This window comes from Halobacteriovorax sp. GB3 (genome assembly GCF_028649655.1).
Taxonomy (GTDB): Bacteria; Bdellovibrionota; Bacteriovoracia; order Bacteriovoracales; family Bacteriovoracaceae; genus BSW11-IV.
The window spans coordinates 1,254,957-1,270,532 of record NZ_JAQSLN010000003.1; the positions used below are offsets into that span (position 1 = coordinate 1,254,957).

Sequence of the window (15,576 nt, forward strand, 5' to 3'; positions counted from 1 at the left end):
ATAAATAAGAACAACAATAAAGGATACGCTATGTGGTACTTCACAGAAGAAGAAAAACAGTTGCAAGAAGTTTGCCGCGACTTTGCTAGAAACGAACTCGCGCCTCATGCTGAAAAGCATGATCATGACGAGTCTTTCAATCTTGATGCCTTCAAAAAAATGGGGGAACTCGGAGTTCTAGGGATTACAGCGGATCCACAATACGGTGGAGCCGGAATGGGTGCTCTCGCTGCGACAATTGTTATGGAAGAATTTGGTAAGGCCTGCGCTGGTTCTACTCTTTCATACCTCGCTCACTCAATGCTTTGTGTAAATAACCTTCAAAACAACGCAAGTGACGAACAAAAAGCTAAATATCTTCCAAAACTCATCACTGGTGAGCATATTGGGTGTATGGGAATGAGTGAGCCAGAATATGGTTCAGATGCCGTTGGAATCCAAACAAAGGCGGAAGATAAGGGAGACCACTACCTTCTTAATGGAACGAAGATGTGGATCACAAATGCTCAGTACTCAGACATTGCCTACGTTTACACGAGAACTGGAAGCGACAGAAAAGACCTTTCAACTTTCATTCTAGAAAAAGACAAGGGTCACTATGAAGTTGGAAAGCCAATTCATAAAATGGGTATGAGAAGCTCACCTACTGGAGAGCTTATTTTTGACAATGCTAAAGTTGGTAAAGAGCAGCTTGTTGGAAATGTTGGAGACTCAATCTATCACATGATGAAGAACCTAGAGATCGAAAGAATTACAATCTCAGGGATCTCACTAGGTATTGCTCAAGCTTGCGTTGACCAATGTCTAAAATACGCAACAGAAAGAAAGCAATTTGGAAAAGAGATTGGAAACTTCCAGCTCATTCAAAAGATGCTTGCAGAGATGGCGACAGAAACAGAGATGATGAGATCTTTCCTCTACAATACAGCTAAAATGTATGACGAAGGAAAACTTGGAAACGTAGCCGCTGCACAAGTTAAACTTGCGATCCCTAAGATGGCTACAAAGATTGCTCTGGATGCCATCCAACTTCACGGTGGATATGGATACTCAAGAGAGTTCCCAGTTGAAAGAATGATGAGAGATAATAAACTTAATGAAATTGGTGCTGGAACTAATGAAGTTATGATTATGATCATCGCAAAAAACATGCTTAAAGAAATGATGAAATAATAAATGGCCCTCACAAGAGGGCCTTTTTTTATTCATCAACTAATTCGATATCAATACCTTGATCTTGCAATTTCTCTAAAATATCTGAATAACCTCTAAAAAGGTGCTTCACATCATGAATTTCCACATCTCCATTTGAGCGTGATGCCATCATGATAAGGGCCGCAGCTGCCCTTAAGTCAGTTGCCTTTGCTGAAGTAGAATTGAAAACGGCATTTTCACTCCCATTAATAGTGGCCAAATTTCCATCTCTAACAATGTCTGTTCCCATATCATTAAAGTATGGCACGTGCATGAAGCGGTTTTCAAAGAGTGTTTCCATAATTGTAGACTCCCCTTCAACCGTTGATAGCAACGCCATAAAAGGCGATTGAAGGTCCGTTGGAAAACCTGGGTGTGGTAGAGTTTTTACATTAATAGGCTTTAATTCACTTGGAAAAACTTCAATGTAGTCTTCACCAATATCCATCTTAGCACCCATTTGCTTAAGTGCCTCGAGTGCTCCACCCATATGATTTGGATTGAAGCCTTTAATCTTAATCTGTGATTTCGTCATCAAGGCCATCATGACATATGTACCGGCCTCAATTCTATCGCCAATCGGCCTATAGTGAACTTCTTTAAGTTCTTTAACTCCTACAATTTTTAATACACCTGGAGCTGACCAAGAAATCTGGGCTCCCATGGCATTGAGAAAATTCATGAGATCATCAATCTCAGGCTCTCTCGCAGCATTTTCAATAATCGTCGTTCCCTTCGCAAGAACTGCAGCACTCATGATATTTTGAGTTGCTCCAACACTTGGAAAGTGAAACTTAACTTTCCCGCCTTTAAGATGTACATCTTCAGGGAAATCAACTCTCTTAGCAGCTTGTAGGTAATCCTCACCTTCATCAAAGAAAGCACCCATCGCTTTAAGCCCCTCAACATGTAGATCATATGGGCGAGATCCAATTGGACATCCTCCAGGAAGAGCAACGCGACCAGCACCTGTTCTTGCCATTAATGGCCCTAGAACAAGCATTGAGGCCCTCATATTTTTAACCATGTCACAAACGGCCATATTAGATTTAATTTTTTGAGCATGAAAAGTTGTACGATTTCCTTCTACAGAAATCTTCACTCCTAAACTCGAAAGAATAGACTTTAACTTATCAATATCTGAAATTTTTGGAAGATCATATAAATGAACCGGTTTATCAGAAACCAGTAAACTTGTAACAATTGGTAGGATCGCATTCTTTGCAGGATTGATCGTGATATCTTTTGTAAGCTTAAAAGGCCCTTTAACCACAACCTTTTTTCCAACTCCTTTTAAAGAGAGAGACTCATCAACAAAAGCGGCCATGGTGTCACCATCATTATAAAGTTTCTTCTCAATTAAAAGAGCATTGAGATTATGAGTGTGCTCTTTCATCATTTGATAACAATTACGTCTCTTTCTAACTTCATTTGTTAAATCAGAGCTCGCATAAGTCGCACTCGCCGCAAAAAGTAATGTCGTAATAATTAAAGTTTTCATAGGGATAGTTAAAGCAAGATCCGGGCCAATTCTAATAAGTATTATTGAGGGAATACAAACGAATGTTGTCTAAACTTTATACACATGTCGTGAAATTCAAGTTACTTTATCGAATCGATAGCACCAATGAAAAAGAAAGGAATTTCACCCTGAGAATTTTTAGAATCGACGATATTTAGAATATCCCGATTGGCCTTTTTTTGAATCGTTTGAATCTTTTTAATGGCCTTCGGGCAAAGTGATTCTGAGAAATTAAAATAAAGGTTTGCATGTTCCTCATTGCCACGAACTTTTATGAAATCACTAACAGCTTTAAAATTTTCAATGAACCTCTCATCTGACATTCTGAAATATTCGTGAACATTAAAAAAGAAACTCTCTCTCTCTTCTAAGACTCCACTTTTTACCATTTTCTCAGCACTCATAAGACCGAAATCACCAAAGAGCCTTTGAACTTCAGACTTCTCGACTCCATTTGAATTGGCGGCCAATTTATAAATAAGATAGCTCTGCTGATCAGGAATAAATCGATCGACATCAAAAGCGACACTTCCCTTTTCAGGGAGAAAGAACTCTTCTTTAACATAGTTTTTTAAATCACCTTGAAGGCTTTCAGCAATAACCATCAAGTCATCAGTCTTAAAAATAAAAGACAAGATCTTAAGCAAGTTGTCATTCTTTGGAGGTCTAACAAGTTCACAATTTTTTATTCTTCGCAAACTCGTTTCAGGCACTCCCATATTGATTGCCAAAGAATTCAAACTAAGCTGCGGTCTTTGTTTTAAATAGTTTGAGATTAATGTTGATAACTCTTCAATCACAACACTAATCCTTTTTGTAAACATCCATAGAGATTTTTGGCAGCGCTCGCTCGTAATCGACGACTGACTCAAAAGTTGATCTCATATTTAAAAAACGCGACAAAGCACTTCCATTTTCAGACATTCTTCTCATTTGCTCAGCATCGATTCTAAAATTGACTCCAATTTTAGAGCCTCCTCCACCGCCACTTCTTTCACCACCAAGAGACATTTGATCAGTATCTTTCCATGATTGATAATGAATAAGGTCTTTTGTTTGATCAAGATTAGAGATGGCAACCATAGAAATACGATCACCCTTTGCATATTCTTGGTGAACATAATCTTCTAGACTTTGATGCTTCTTCCAACTCTCTAGCGTCGTAGCACTGAGGCCGTGATTTAATAAGTTCCCATAGAAAAGAGATTCGTAGGTCGATGCTTTACGAGTTTTTTCGAATGAGTCCAATGACTTATTAAAAATAGAATTTGAACATTCCTGTATTTGAATATTTTTGTATTTCTTCTCAATTCTATCGTAATAGCGATGCTTTGATGGAATGAGGTCAACTTTATGAAACGTTCTTTGACCTATAAGAAGATTCGTAATCGACAGGACTGGAACCTTTTCATCTACTCCGCTCCATTCAATCGGACGCAAAAAACCTTGCTCAAAACAGAGTTTATTAAGCGGATAAGAAGAGTTGTTAATCGTGATCTCTGGAACAATTCCAGCAAATGATATTGTGCTCGATAAAAAAGCGAAGAGAATGATAATAGAACTTTTCATTCTATAGACATACCTTATTTAAAATTTTGGAGAAATAAAGACATTTCATTTGATAATAATTACAGACCCGAGAACTTTCATTCTCGGGTCCTTATGCACAACTACAGACATGCAGGAATTGTGTAGTTCCAAGAGCTTACAACTTTTCCTAGGACGTCATCTCCGTCTTCTCTTTCAACTTTATATTTTTTGATTGTATAAGTAAGTGGCTTATCTGTTGTTGTGTATTCAACATCTAAACAACCTTCCTCACCACTTCCATCTCTACCCCACTGAACACATTTTCCTGTAGTTTTTGTAGCAGCTCCAAAAAGCATAAGGCTTCCATATTTTAGACAACCGTTTTCAGCATCAAGGTACTCGTTTCTAGAGTTAAATTTTCTAGAGTACTGAACACATTTATTTTTTGCTAGAGCTTGGAAAGTTCCATCAGCATTTTGACAAATGTCAGTAACTTTAGTGCTTTGGAATTCAAATCCATTCTCAAGTAGCATTTGTGGAACAACTGTTTTTGTTCTTGCAGCTGCAGAAGTAGCAACAAGTGTTAGTCCAATTAGAATCATTTTTTTCATAGTAAGTCTCCCTAATCTGTTTGTGTTTTGATGGGGAGAAATTAGTTTTTCAGACATCGTTATTCAATTAAATACCTCTACAAAAAGAATCTATTTCCCCAGCTTTCAAAGCAGTTTTTTTTGGCGAAACCTAACTAGCGAATTAAGCACAATGCGTTTTCGCCGTTTTTTGTAAATGGCGAACTCTTCAAAGAGATTTGAAGATGTTTTTTTTACACTTCACCTCATTAACAAGAACTATTTATGTATAATCGCCTCTCTTTTAGAAGAGGAATCCCCTATGAAACTCACTTTTTTATTATCTGCTATTCTTTCTCTACCATCACTTGCCTTTATTGATTTAAAAGTACCTTCAATGGAAGAAGATTTCTTTCAAATGAAATCACTTCCACTAAAAACAGAATTTAAAATAATCGAAGTTGATGGTATTCCAACTTATCGAATTGAATACATCACTCTTTCTTATCAACCACAAACGATTCAAAAATCGATGATAAGACTTGTTGATGAAGTGACTCTTGAAAAAGAAACTTACATTCAAGAAGGTAAAGTTAAAACACTCTTAGAGAAATACAATTACGACAAAGAGAGTGAGCAATTAACTCATATCGACTCATACAACGATTCAAATCAAGTCATCACAAGAAAGATGAACTCTCCTTTAGACCTTATGCCGATTGAAATTCACTATAGCTACGAAAGTAAGCGCGAAAAGAAGGCCTTTGCTTTTGATGTCTTTGTAAGAGATACAAATAAATTGCTCTATCATTATGATCAAAATAAAGTCTTTGATTTAAAGACCGCCTACCCTCAATCATCACAATCTGAACTTGATAAGAAGCTTAAAAATTTACGAAACTCTAAACGCCTCAAAGTAGCATTAATAGACTCGGGACTCGATCATCATCACCCGGCCTTAGCAGAAAAATTGGCGATTAATTTCAATGATCCAATCGATGGGATAGATAATGATCAAAACGGTTTTGTCGACGATTACATTGGACTTCAGGCCTTAAGTGGTGTGGGTTTTCCTCTGGAGTCGATTAGACCAGATCGAGAGATCTACCCTCTTTCTCATGGAACTCATGTCGGTCACATCATGGTATCAGGGGTTTCAAATGTAGCACTCTTTCCTTTTGTAGGAGAATACGGAGAAGCTTACTTTCTAAAGCAAATCTCTGATAAAATCACAGACGAGAAAATTGACTTCGTCAATATGAGCTTTAGTTTTCCTCATTGGTCGCTCCAAGACATTCCTAAAAAAACATTCATGAATCTAAAATTTATGATTCTAAAAAATAAAGAGACACTCTTTTTTGCAGCAGCAGGAAATGACTATCAAAGAGTTATTCACTATGGTCGAAATGGTGTGTACCCAGCATCTTTTCCAATGGAAAATATACTCACAGTTGGAGCTCTCAATACTGCAACCTTTTCCAAAGATGACGCTCATACTTATAACGTTGCCGACTATTCAAATATTTCAAATCTTGTCGTCGATATTTTTGCACCAGGAACAGATATTTTGGCTGCATCTCTTGGCGGTGGATTAATCAAACATTCCGGTACATCGATGGCAACACCTTGGATGGTAAATCAATCCATAAAGTTAAAGAAGACCTATCCAGAACTTACGAATCGACAAATTAGAGACCTCTTTCTTTATACGGCTTATATTCCAAACATTGATGAACCTCTTCCTTGCTCTTCAGGAGGAATGGTTTTTCCTACGAGAGCGCACGCCCTTGCAAAGAGATTTTTAAAGAATAAAACAAAATCGATAAAAGAACTTGCCCTAGAAATGCGGGCTCAAAAAGAGCTTCTTCTCCAAGGAGAAGAATCAAATGCGAACTATCTTGAAAAGCTTCAAACTCTTTGGAAGATGCGCCTACTTTAACTAGGCCCAATCAACTTAAAAATAATCGGATTAATTATCGAGTTAAACAAGATAAAAACTCCGATAAAGAGTAAGAATACCACAAAGGGGTACGAGTCGATTCCAAACTCATCCCCTAGAGGGCCTTGAAGATAGCTATCCTCAATGTGGATCGGAGCTCTCAAATCCGTCTTTGAATACTCTTTTCCCATAAAACATTCCCCTGTTTTTTTCCCACTTATAATTTTAAGCTGATCTATGTCATAAAAATAAGGAAAAATGACCAAATCCCCAGTTTTTAAGGGTGTCTCAAGGCTCACGTACACAATTTCAACCCCTTAGAGATTTCTATATCTAGGTGCGACTTGGCTGAATCATGATAAATTGCTAAAAATACTCTCTTAATACCGACAATTAGCTCTCACGGAGTCATCGCATGAATGAATTGCAACTTGAACTAAAGAACCAATTAGCAAAGTTTTGCTTAGCAAATATTGAACCTCATATGGAAGAAGATGATCACGCCGAGAATTTTCGCAAGGACCTCTTCCAACAATTGGGAGAACTAGGTTTCACAGGAATGACTCTTCCAGAACAATATGGTGGTATGGGCCTCTCTTACGAAGACCTCTGTGTTGCTCTTAGTGAAATCGCAAAATACTCTGTTTCCTATGCCGTTACTATTTCTGTTTCAACAATGACTCAGGCTATCCTCAATGAATTTGGAACAGAAAAACAAAAAGAAACATATCTTCCTGCTCTTACGAGTGGTGAAGAAATTGGTGCATTCGCTCTAAGTGAATCACACTCTGGTTCAGACGCCGCCGGTCTTAAAACGACAGCTAAAAAAGTAGAAGGCGGATACATTCTTAATGGTACGAAAATGTGGATCACTTCTGGCGGTATTGCTAAAACCTATATTGTAATGGCAAGAACTGGAGAAGAAGGGGCCAAGGGAATTTCAGCTTTCATCATTAGAGATGGAATGGAAGGATTCAGCTACGGAAAGAAAGAAAAGAAAATGGGATGGAAAGTTTCTCCGACAAGAGAACTCGTTTTCGAAAATTGTTTTGTGCCTGAAGAAAACCTACTTAGAGAAGAAGGCTTTGGTTTCAAAGTTGCGATGGCCGCACTTGATAAGGGACGTATCACAATTGGTTCAATTGCAACAGGTCTTGCTCAAAGAGCTCTCGATGAAGCAGTAAAATACTCTTTGGAAAGAAAACAATTTAATAGGGCCATTTTTGATTTCCAAGGACTTCAATTCATGATGGCAGATATGGCCACAGATGTTGAATCATCTCGCCTCCTTGTAACAGAAGCTGCAAAGCTTTATGATGCAGGAACTCCAAATCAAAAACTAGCATGTATGGCAAAACTCAAAGCAACAGATACAGCGATGAAAGTAACAACAGATGCTGTTCAAATTTTTGGTGGAGTTGGTTATACAACAGAATACCCTGTTGAACGTTTTATGAGAGATGCAAAAGTTCTACAGATCGTAGAGGGAACAAACCAAATTCAAAAAGTTGTTATTGCAAGGTCTCTTAAAAAAGAATATTCAAATTAGGAATTGGGCATGCTTACATTTAATTTTTCACAAAATATAAAGAATCAATTTAATGAAACAGAACTTGCAAATAAGTTTTCTAAAATTATCAACGATGAAAAACTAGGTTTCTTCAAACTTGTTGAGAGACAAGAACTTATTAGCGAATCAAAAATTGCCTTTGAAAAATTTAAAACTAAAAAGCATTTTGTCCATGTTGGTATTGGAGGAAGTTCTCTTGGAACCGAGATGCTTATTAAAGCTCTTAACAACAATCCAGAGGTAAAATTCACTTTCATCAACAATATTGATCCTGATGAAATCTACGATCAAATAAAACAGGTAAATTTAAAAGAGGCCGTGTTCTTTTTCTGTTCAAAGTCAGGGGGAACAGCTGAGCCAATGGCCGCCATGGCCATTATTACAAACCTTCTCGAGCAAGAAGGCATTCCACTTAATGATCTTAAAAACCACTATGTTTTTGCAACTGATCCACTTAAGAGTGAGTTGCTTAATATTGGACGTGAACTTGGGATTCAATGCCTAGAGATACCTTCAAATGTCGGGGGACGCTTTAGTGCCCTTAGCCCTGTAGGCCTTTTTCCAGCACTCTTTGCTAAAATAAATATCGATGAACTCTTTCTAGGTGCAAAAGAATTTGGTGAGACTTTGAAAGAAGAGTCTGCGACGAATCCCCTTTTTACTTGTTCTCAGTATCTTCTAAAACTAAAAGATAGTGGCATTAACCAAACTGTTCTTATGCCTTACTCATCAAAACTTAGAGAACTCTCATTTTGGTTTACTCAATTATGGGCAGAGAGTTTAGGAAAGAAATTTGATCTCAATGGCAATATCATCAATACAGGATTAACCCCTATTCCTGCCTACGGACCTACTGACCAACACTCTCAAATGCAACTTTTTATGGAAGGACCATTTGATAAGTGCCTTGTTCTTTTGGAAGTTGAGAATTTTCATCAAGATTTTTCTTTGAAGTCTAACTTCAAAGGACGTGCTTTTGAAAAGTTAAATGGCCACAAACTCAGTGATCTCATGAAGGCCGAGTTTCATGGTACACTTAGGGCCCTAAAGGAAGCTGAAAGACCGTTCATCCACATATCGATCAATCAACTTAATGAAAGAACTTTAGCGAGCTTAGTTCTCTTTTTTGAGTCACTTACAGCTCTTATGGGCGATCTGATGCAAATAAATCCTTTTGACCAGCCTGGAGTTGAGGCCGGAAAGATCTTTGCTTACGAATTTTTAGAAAAAGGCCAATAAAAAACTAAAAAGAATGGCCATTGTGTTCGATAAGCAGAGAAGATAAAATCAAAAAAAACAGTATGTTAGTTTTCATAGAAGGAATTTTTTTATGAGTGATGATGCTACAGTCGTACTTACGGACATTAAATCTGCTCTTGCTTCAGCTGAGAAGGAAGCGGCAGAAAAACCTGCTGCACTCTTAGTAGTAGGAGGAGAGCTAAATGGAACGATCTTCGATCTCGACGAAGAGTTGGTTATCGTTGGGCGCTCGCCGGAAGTAAAGATTAGCTTAGAATTTAACGGTATTTCCAGACAGCACTTCAAATTAATCGCAGGAGATGAAACATTTCTTGTAGAAGATGCAGGCTCTAAGAACGGAACTTACGTCAATAACAAAAAGATTGAAGGACAATACGCTCTTAAAAAGGGCGACATTATTAAAATCGGAAGTATCGCTCTTAAGTTTCTACCAAAAGGTGATCCAGAGAGATTAACTTACGATAAGCTCAATCTCGAGGCCAATACAGATAAACACACAGGATGCTTTAACAAGGCTTACTTCAACGACAAGATCGAACTTGAAGTTAAAAAGTCTAAAGTCACAGGTAGCCCTCTTTCGTTAATCGTTTTCGATTTAGATCATTTCAAAAAGCTTAATGACAACTATGGTCACGATGCTGGAGACTTTGTTCTAAAAGAAGGCGCAGGCATCATTAGAAAAAATGGTGTTCGTGATATCGATATTTTCGCTCGCTACGGTGGAGAGGAATTCGTTATTCTTCTTCCTAAGACGAATCTTAAACAAGCTTTTGAGATTGCTGAGCGTCTGAGAAAACTTCTTGAAACTCATAAATTTGTTTATGACTCTCAAGTACTTCCTGTATCTGCTTCAATTGGAGTGGCCGACTACCGTCAGGGAGTTAAAACAGGAACAGACCTTTTCAAAAGGGCCGATGAAGCTGTATATAAAGCTAAGCAAGGTGGAAGAAACCAAGTTCAGTTTTATAGGGCATAATGATATCGAATAAAATACATTTATTACCAGAACATTTAATTGACCAGATTAAGGCCGGAGAAGTTATTGAACGTCCGGCCTCGATCATAAAAGAGCTACTCGAAAACTCTATCGATGCCGGCTCAGATAAAATCAATATTCAAATTCGCGATAATGGACTCGAGCTTATTAGCATCGAAGACAATGGGCATGGAATGGGTTTTGAAGACCTTCCCTATGCCTTTTGCCGTCATGCAACCTCTAAGATTGAGCGCTTCGAAGATATATACTCTCTTCACAGTTATGGTTTTCGTGGGGAGGCCCTTGCCAGTATGGCAAGTATAGCTAGAATTACTTGTACTTCGACTCCCGCTGAAAATCTAAACGCCGGCGGAAAGATCATTATCCACGGAGGAGAAACCAAGGCCCACTCCGAGCATCAAGGAAGAAGAGCAGGAACTTCTTTTTATATTAAAGATCTCTTCTACAATACACCTGCCAGACTTAAATTTATCAAGTCAAAGACATCAGAGAAGAACTCTCTAAAAAGAGTTTTAAATGCATTTATCTTATCAAATCCTCATGTCACCTTTTCTCTTAAGTGGGATGACAAAGAAAAAGATATTTATCGTAAATCTGATGATGGTTCATTTGAAAAAAGAGCAAAGCAAATTCTCTTTAAAAAGAAGGCAGAAGAGCATGAAAAAACGCTGCTCGAAATTAGCGGAGCCTATGAAGACTACAAAATTAGCGGATATGTAAGTCAATACTCTTCAAGAGGTAATGCTGGAAAGAATCAGTATCTCTTTATCAATGGTAGACTTTTCACTGACCGACAAATTCATCAAACAATCATCAGAAATATGGAAAAGCTTTGGCCATTGGGAGAAAGCGGGCACTACTTTGTTATGCTGACAACTCCTCCTTCAGGAGTTGATGTCAATGTCCATCCCAATAAGACTCAGGTAAAGTTTTTTAAACCAAGTCTCGTATTCTCAATGGTCAGTGCTGCAATAAAGAAGACCATCTCTGAATATAGAGAAAAAATGGGTGGTTCAACTAACCTACTCTCTTCTTTGCAAAACGAACAAAGAGAACTCTTTAGTGATGAGGTTAACAAAGGTCTCGCTCTTGAGAACTTCTCTCAAACACCTTTCTCACTAGGAATAGACTTAAATCAATCCCAGTCGAGTTACGGTTATCAAGATTCAAATCAACACTCTTCTTTTCAACAAAAAGAGACCGGTTCACTTTCAACTGATTATATAAAGCTTTCTTCAGGCTTCTCTTTAATGAAAGATGAAAATTCAAACCAAATGCTTCTTCTTAATCACTCACTTATTATGGGACAGTATCTTGGTGCGAATTTCTCAATTAAGGAATCTCTTCAAGAAAAAGATACAACTCCTCTTCTTATTAGTGAGCCATTTGAATTAGCAAAGGGAAAGATCGATCAATTCTTCGAAGTTCTTCAACATGTTGGCCTAGAAGTCGATCGACTAGATGAAGATGTTATTGCTCTTAGAAGTATTCCAAATTTTCTCAATGAGTTCCCTATTAGAGAGACTCTCTCCCCATTTTTTAGGGATATCCAAAAATATAATGAGCTTTCAATTGAAGATGTTTCTGAATATTTCTTCAATCAATATAGAGTAGAGTTTCACAGTCATATTGAAATGGAATTAAAGCTTATGTGTAAGAGGCTCTCTATGACAACTCTACTGAGCTCTAAGGCCATCGTTCCACTAACGGATAAAAACCTCTGGAGCCTATTCAATGAATAAGCTGGTTATTATTTCGGGACCGACATCTAGTGGAAAAACCTCAACAAGTATCTCTTTAGCGACAGAACTTAAGAAGCTTGGAATTTCTTCGGCCATTGTAAACTTTGATTCTCTTCTCTTTTATAAAGAGTTGACTATTGGGACAGCGAAACCAACCAATGAGGAACTAGAACAAGTTGAACATCACCTTGTGAATATTTCTTCTGCTAAAGAGCCCCTTAATGCCTCCGACTATATAAAGTTGGCCGAAGAGAAGATTATAGAGCTTTTTAAACAGAATAAGATCGTTTTCCTTGTTGGAGGCTCAGGATTTTATCTTCGTGCACTTATTAAAGGAATGTATGAAAGTAGAACTCCCAATGAGCAGCTTCAAAAAGAGCTTGATCAATTATACAAAGAACAAGGTATAGCACCTTTTCTCTCATATTTAGAAGAGCACGACCCTCAATCACTCGTTAATCTACACGAGAATGATCACTATCGTTTAATCAGGGCCGTAGAACATCACAAAATGACCGGTGAGCCGATCTCGAAGGAAAAAGAGCGCTTCGATCAGAAAAACCCTTATGATTTTTCAGAAAACGGCCATCCAGATTGGGATATATTTCACCTCTACTTAGATCTTCCAAAAGATGAACATTGGGAAATTATCCAAAAAAGAACTCAAAAGATGTTTGATGATGGACTTGTCGATGAAGTTCAGTCACTTCTTGATCAAGGCTTTAGCGGTCTTGAAAAACCTCTTCAGTCGATTGGTTATAAAGAGACAGTGGGCTATCTCCGAGGGGAATACTCAACAATAAATAATTGCCAAGAGAGACTCAATATCTCAACAAGACAATTGGCCAAGTCCCAAAGAACTTTCTTTAAGAAAGTAAGCCCTAAAGTGCAATACCACCCACTTCAAGATAAACAAAAAATACACCAAGATCTTTTGAAATTTATTACACAGAAGAATTAAGGGCCTATTATTTCTTTCTTCTTTTGTTAATATAAATTGAGATAAAATAGATCCAAACAATTAAGGAAGGCCTCTATGTCACCTCTTACGAAGAGACTAAAGATCATTATCATTTCTGATGGAACAGGAGAAACGGCAACTGCTATTTCCAGAGCAATTATGACTCAATTTCCTGAAAGAGATGTCTACTTCACTCGCTATAAAAATGTTCGCTCGAAAGATCAAATTACTGCAATTTTTGATGAAGCGGCCATTCACCACGACCTGATTATTTATACGGTTGTAACAAGTGAGCTTAGAGAATTTATTGGAGAACAAGCTCGAGTAAAACACGTTCGTGCACTCGACCTTATTGGACCGGCCCTTACGACATTTGCCAATTACTTTGAACAAGAGCCAAAGGCCGAGCCAGGACTTCTTCACGCCGTTAATGATGATTATTATAAAAGAGTTGAGGCCATGGAATTTACTCTAAACCATGATGATGGAAGAAACCTTGCCTCTCTTCACCTTGCCGATGTTATTCTCGTTGGTATTTCGAGAACATCAAAGACACCTCTTTCAGTTTATCTTTGTCAGCACGGACTGAAGGTCGTCAATATTCCAATCATTTCTAATCAACCTTTACCTGTCGAACTTCGTGAAGTTGATCAAAGAAAGATCTTCGCATTAACAATTGATCCGGATGCTCTTATGGGTATTAGAAGAAATAGACTCACAAGATTAGGAGCACAAAATCACACAGGTGATTATGCTGACCATATGAAAGTTATCGAAGAAATTGAGTGGGCCAATGAATTATTTGCAGAAAATAAAAGATGGCCAGTTTTCAATGTTACCGACAAAGCACTCGAAGAGACAGCGGCAGACATCATGAAGCTTATTAATATGAGAAAGAATAATATTTTCAAACAGCTCAAAAGAGAGCAAAAAGAAGATTAAAGATGGGAATATTTAAAAACTTTCCTAATATCACCGTTAACTTTTCAAATGCACTAGGCGCAACTTTATATAGTGAAAGTGGAAAACGATTAGGAAAGCTAAAAGATTTTTTCGTCGATTATGAAGAAGTATATCCTCTCGTTATCGCCATCCAATTTGTCAGAAATAATCAATATTTCTATATCGACTGGGATGACATTAAAGAATTTTCTTATAAGAGAATCACCATTAAAGAAGGTGCCTTTGAAGGAAGAAGCCGCACCTATCCAAAGACTCCAAAGAATAAAGTCATTACGAGTCTTTTGGCCAACCAATTTGCAGGTAAAGCTGAAGAATACCCTCCTCTTGGAAAGATCGTTCTTGATAAGCAAATTGTTGATACGGCAGGAAAAAAAGTAGTACGAGTTAATGATATTCAACTGATCAAAGCAGGGAAATTCTTAAGAGTTACCCACGCCTCTATTGGACTTCGTTCGATGCTTAGAAGATTGGGTTATGAGAGACCAGTCGATAAACTCGTTAAGACCTTTAAGCCTCACGCAAAATATTTAAAGAGCGAAGTACTCATTAATTGGAAATATGTTCACGCGATTCCAAGTAGAAATATTCAAAGCTCAGTAAAATTAAATCTTTCAAATGAAGATATTAAAGGACTTCACCCTGCTGACTTAGCCGATATTCTTGAAGATCTCGATGCTCACGGACGTGACTTAATCTTTAAAAATCTCGATCCAAAAACAGCTGCTGAAACACTTTCCGAACTCGAAGAAGATGTCCAAACGACACTGATGAAAAAGGAAACTGCAGAAAAAGCAGCGAAAATTATCGAGAATATGGATACAGATGATGCTGCCGATATTCTTCACGATCTTGGAGAAGCTAAGGCCAATGCAATCATCGATAAAATAGAAGATGAAGAGACAAAAGAAGAAGTTCAAGAACTCCTTGAATACGATGAAGATACTGCTGGAGGACTGATGTCCACAGAGGTCTTTGAAGTAAGAGAGCATCTTAAAAAATCAGATATTTTAGAATTCATTACAAAAGAGCACGAAGACTTAGAGACAATCTATGATCTCTACGTTATCGATAACTCTAATAGACTTATTGGAACTTGTTCTCTTAGAGACCTTCTCATTCACAAAGAAGATGTCATCATCGGTGATATAATGAATGAGGATGATATGAAAACTCTTCCTCCAGATACTTCATGGAAAGATGTCGCAAGTTTTATGAGTAAATATAATCTCATAAACGTTCCTATTATTGATAAAGAAAAAGAATTACTTGGAATTGTCTCTGTAGATGATTTACTTCCATGGCTTCTCGATGAGTAGGGCCTAAAGGTAT

Annotated in this window: 13 protein-coding genes; 9 read left to right on the forward strand and 4 right to left on the reverse strand. The window is 37.6% G+C overall.

Annotated elements, in window-relative coordinates; translation table 11 throughout:
* Window positions 1-30: 30 nt before the first annotated feature.
* Window positions 31-1,173: an acyl-CoA dehydrogenase family protein gene (locus HBN50_RS12420; protein ID WP_273870467.1), complete on the forward strand. Its 1,143-nt coding sequence runs from the start codon at window positions 31-33 to the stop codon at window positions 1,171-1,173.
* A gap of 28 nt (window positions 1,174-1,201) precedes the next feature.
* On the opposite strand, the gene murA is transcribed toward HBN50_RS12420, so the two are convergent.
* The 4 genes from murA to HBN50_RS12440 form a co-directional block, all read right to left on the reverse strand.
* Window positions 1,202-2,695, reverse strand: coding sequence for a UDP-N-acetylglucosamine 1-carboxyvinyltransferase (murA, locus tag HBN50_RS12425; protein ID WP_273870470.1), 1,494 nt, complete (start codon window positions 2,693-2,695; stop codon window positions 1,202-1,204).
* A 101-nt stretch (window positions 2,696-2,796) separates the two neighbouring features.
* A complete protein-coding gene (locus tag HBN50_RS12430; RefSeq protein ID WP_273870472.1) occupies window positions 2,797-3,540 on the reverse strand; it encodes a hypothetical protein in 744 nt (247 codons plus the stop codon).
* Window positions 3,521-4,285, reverse strand: a complete 765-nt coding sequence (locus HBN50_RS12435; protein ID WP_273870476.1) for a hypothetical protein — start codon at window positions 4,283-4,285, stop codon at window positions 3,521-3,523. Before HBN50_RS12435 ends, HBN50_RS12430 begins: the two co-directional genes overlap by 20 nt.
* A 101-nt stretch (window positions 4,286-4,386) precedes the next feature.
* Window positions 4,387-4,857, reverse strand: coding sequence for a hypothetical protein (locus tag HBN50_RS12440; protein ID WP_273870478.1), 471 nt, complete (start codon window positions 4,855-4,857; stop codon window positions 4,387-4,389).
* Window positions 4,858-5,137: 280 nt separating this feature from the next.
* Between HBN50_RS12440 and HBN50_RS12445 the strand changes: the two genes are divergently transcribed.
* The 8 genes from HBN50_RS12445 to HBN50_RS12480 all read left to right on the forward strand — a co-directional run bounded on the left by HBN50_RS12445 (window position 5,138) and on the right by HBN50_RS12480 (window position 15,563).
* Complete coding sequence (locus HBN50_RS12445) at window positions 5,138-6,754, forward strand: S8 family serine peptidase (protein ID WP_273870479.1); 1,617 nt, start codon at window positions 5,138-5,140, stop codon at window positions 6,752-6,754.
* Between the two features lie 415 nt (window positions 6,755-7,169).
* Window positions 7,170-8,303 (forward strand): acyl-CoA dehydrogenase family protein, encoded by a 1,134-nt coding sequence (locus HBN50_RS12450; RefSeq protein ID WP_273870480.1) that lies wholly within the window; start codon window positions 7,170-7,172, stop codon window positions 8,301-8,303.
* Between the two features lie 9 nt (window positions 8,304-8,312).
* Window positions 8,313-9,563 carry a hypothetical protein gene (locus tag HBN50_RS12455; RefSeq protein ID WP_273870482.1) on the forward strand — a complete coding sequence of 417 codons (1,251 nt, stop codon included), beginning with the start codon at window positions 8,313-8,315 and terminating at the stop codon, window positions 9,561-9,563.
* A gap of 91 nt (window positions 9,564-9,654) precedes the next feature.
* Window positions 9,655-10,560 (forward strand): GGDEF domain-containing protein, encoded by a 906-nt coding sequence (locus HBN50_RS12460; RefSeq protein WP_273870483.1) that lies wholly within the window; start codon window positions 9,655-9,657, stop codon window positions 10,558-10,560.
* Window positions 10,560-12,323: a DNA mismatch repair endonuclease MutL gene (gene mutL / locus HBN50_RS12465; protein WP_273870484.1), complete on the forward strand. Its 1,764-nt coding sequence runs from the start codon at window positions 10,560-10,562 to the stop codon at window positions 12,321-12,323. The genes HBN50_RS12460 and mutL overlap by 1 nt, the downstream gene beginning before the upstream one ends.
* Window positions 12,316-13,284 carry a tRNA (adenosine(37)-N6)-dimethylallyltransferase MiaA gene (gene miaA / locus HBN50_RS12470; RefSeq protein ID WP_273870485.1) on the forward strand — a complete coding sequence of 323 codons (969 nt, stop codon included), beginning with the start codon at window positions 12,316-12,318 and terminating at the stop codon, window positions 13,282-13,284. The genes mutL and miaA overlap by 8 nt, the downstream gene beginning before the upstream one ends.
* A 75-nt stretch (window positions 13,285-13,359) precedes the next feature.
* On the forward strand, window positions 13,360-14,226 hold the full coding sequence (locus HBN50_RS12475) for a pyruvate, water dikinase regulatory protein (protein ID WP_273870486.1): 867 nt from the start codon (window positions 13,360-13,362) through the stop codon (window positions 14,224-14,226).
* 2 nt (window positions 14,227-14,228) lie between these two features.
* Window positions 14,229-15,563 carry a magnesium transporter gene (locus HBN50_RS12480; RefSeq protein ID WP_273870488.1) on the forward strand — a complete coding sequence of 445 codons (1,335 nt, stop codon included), beginning with the start codon at window positions 14,229-14,231 and terminating at the stop codon, window positions 15,561-15,563.
* Window positions 15,564-15,576: the final 13 nt, after the last annotated feature.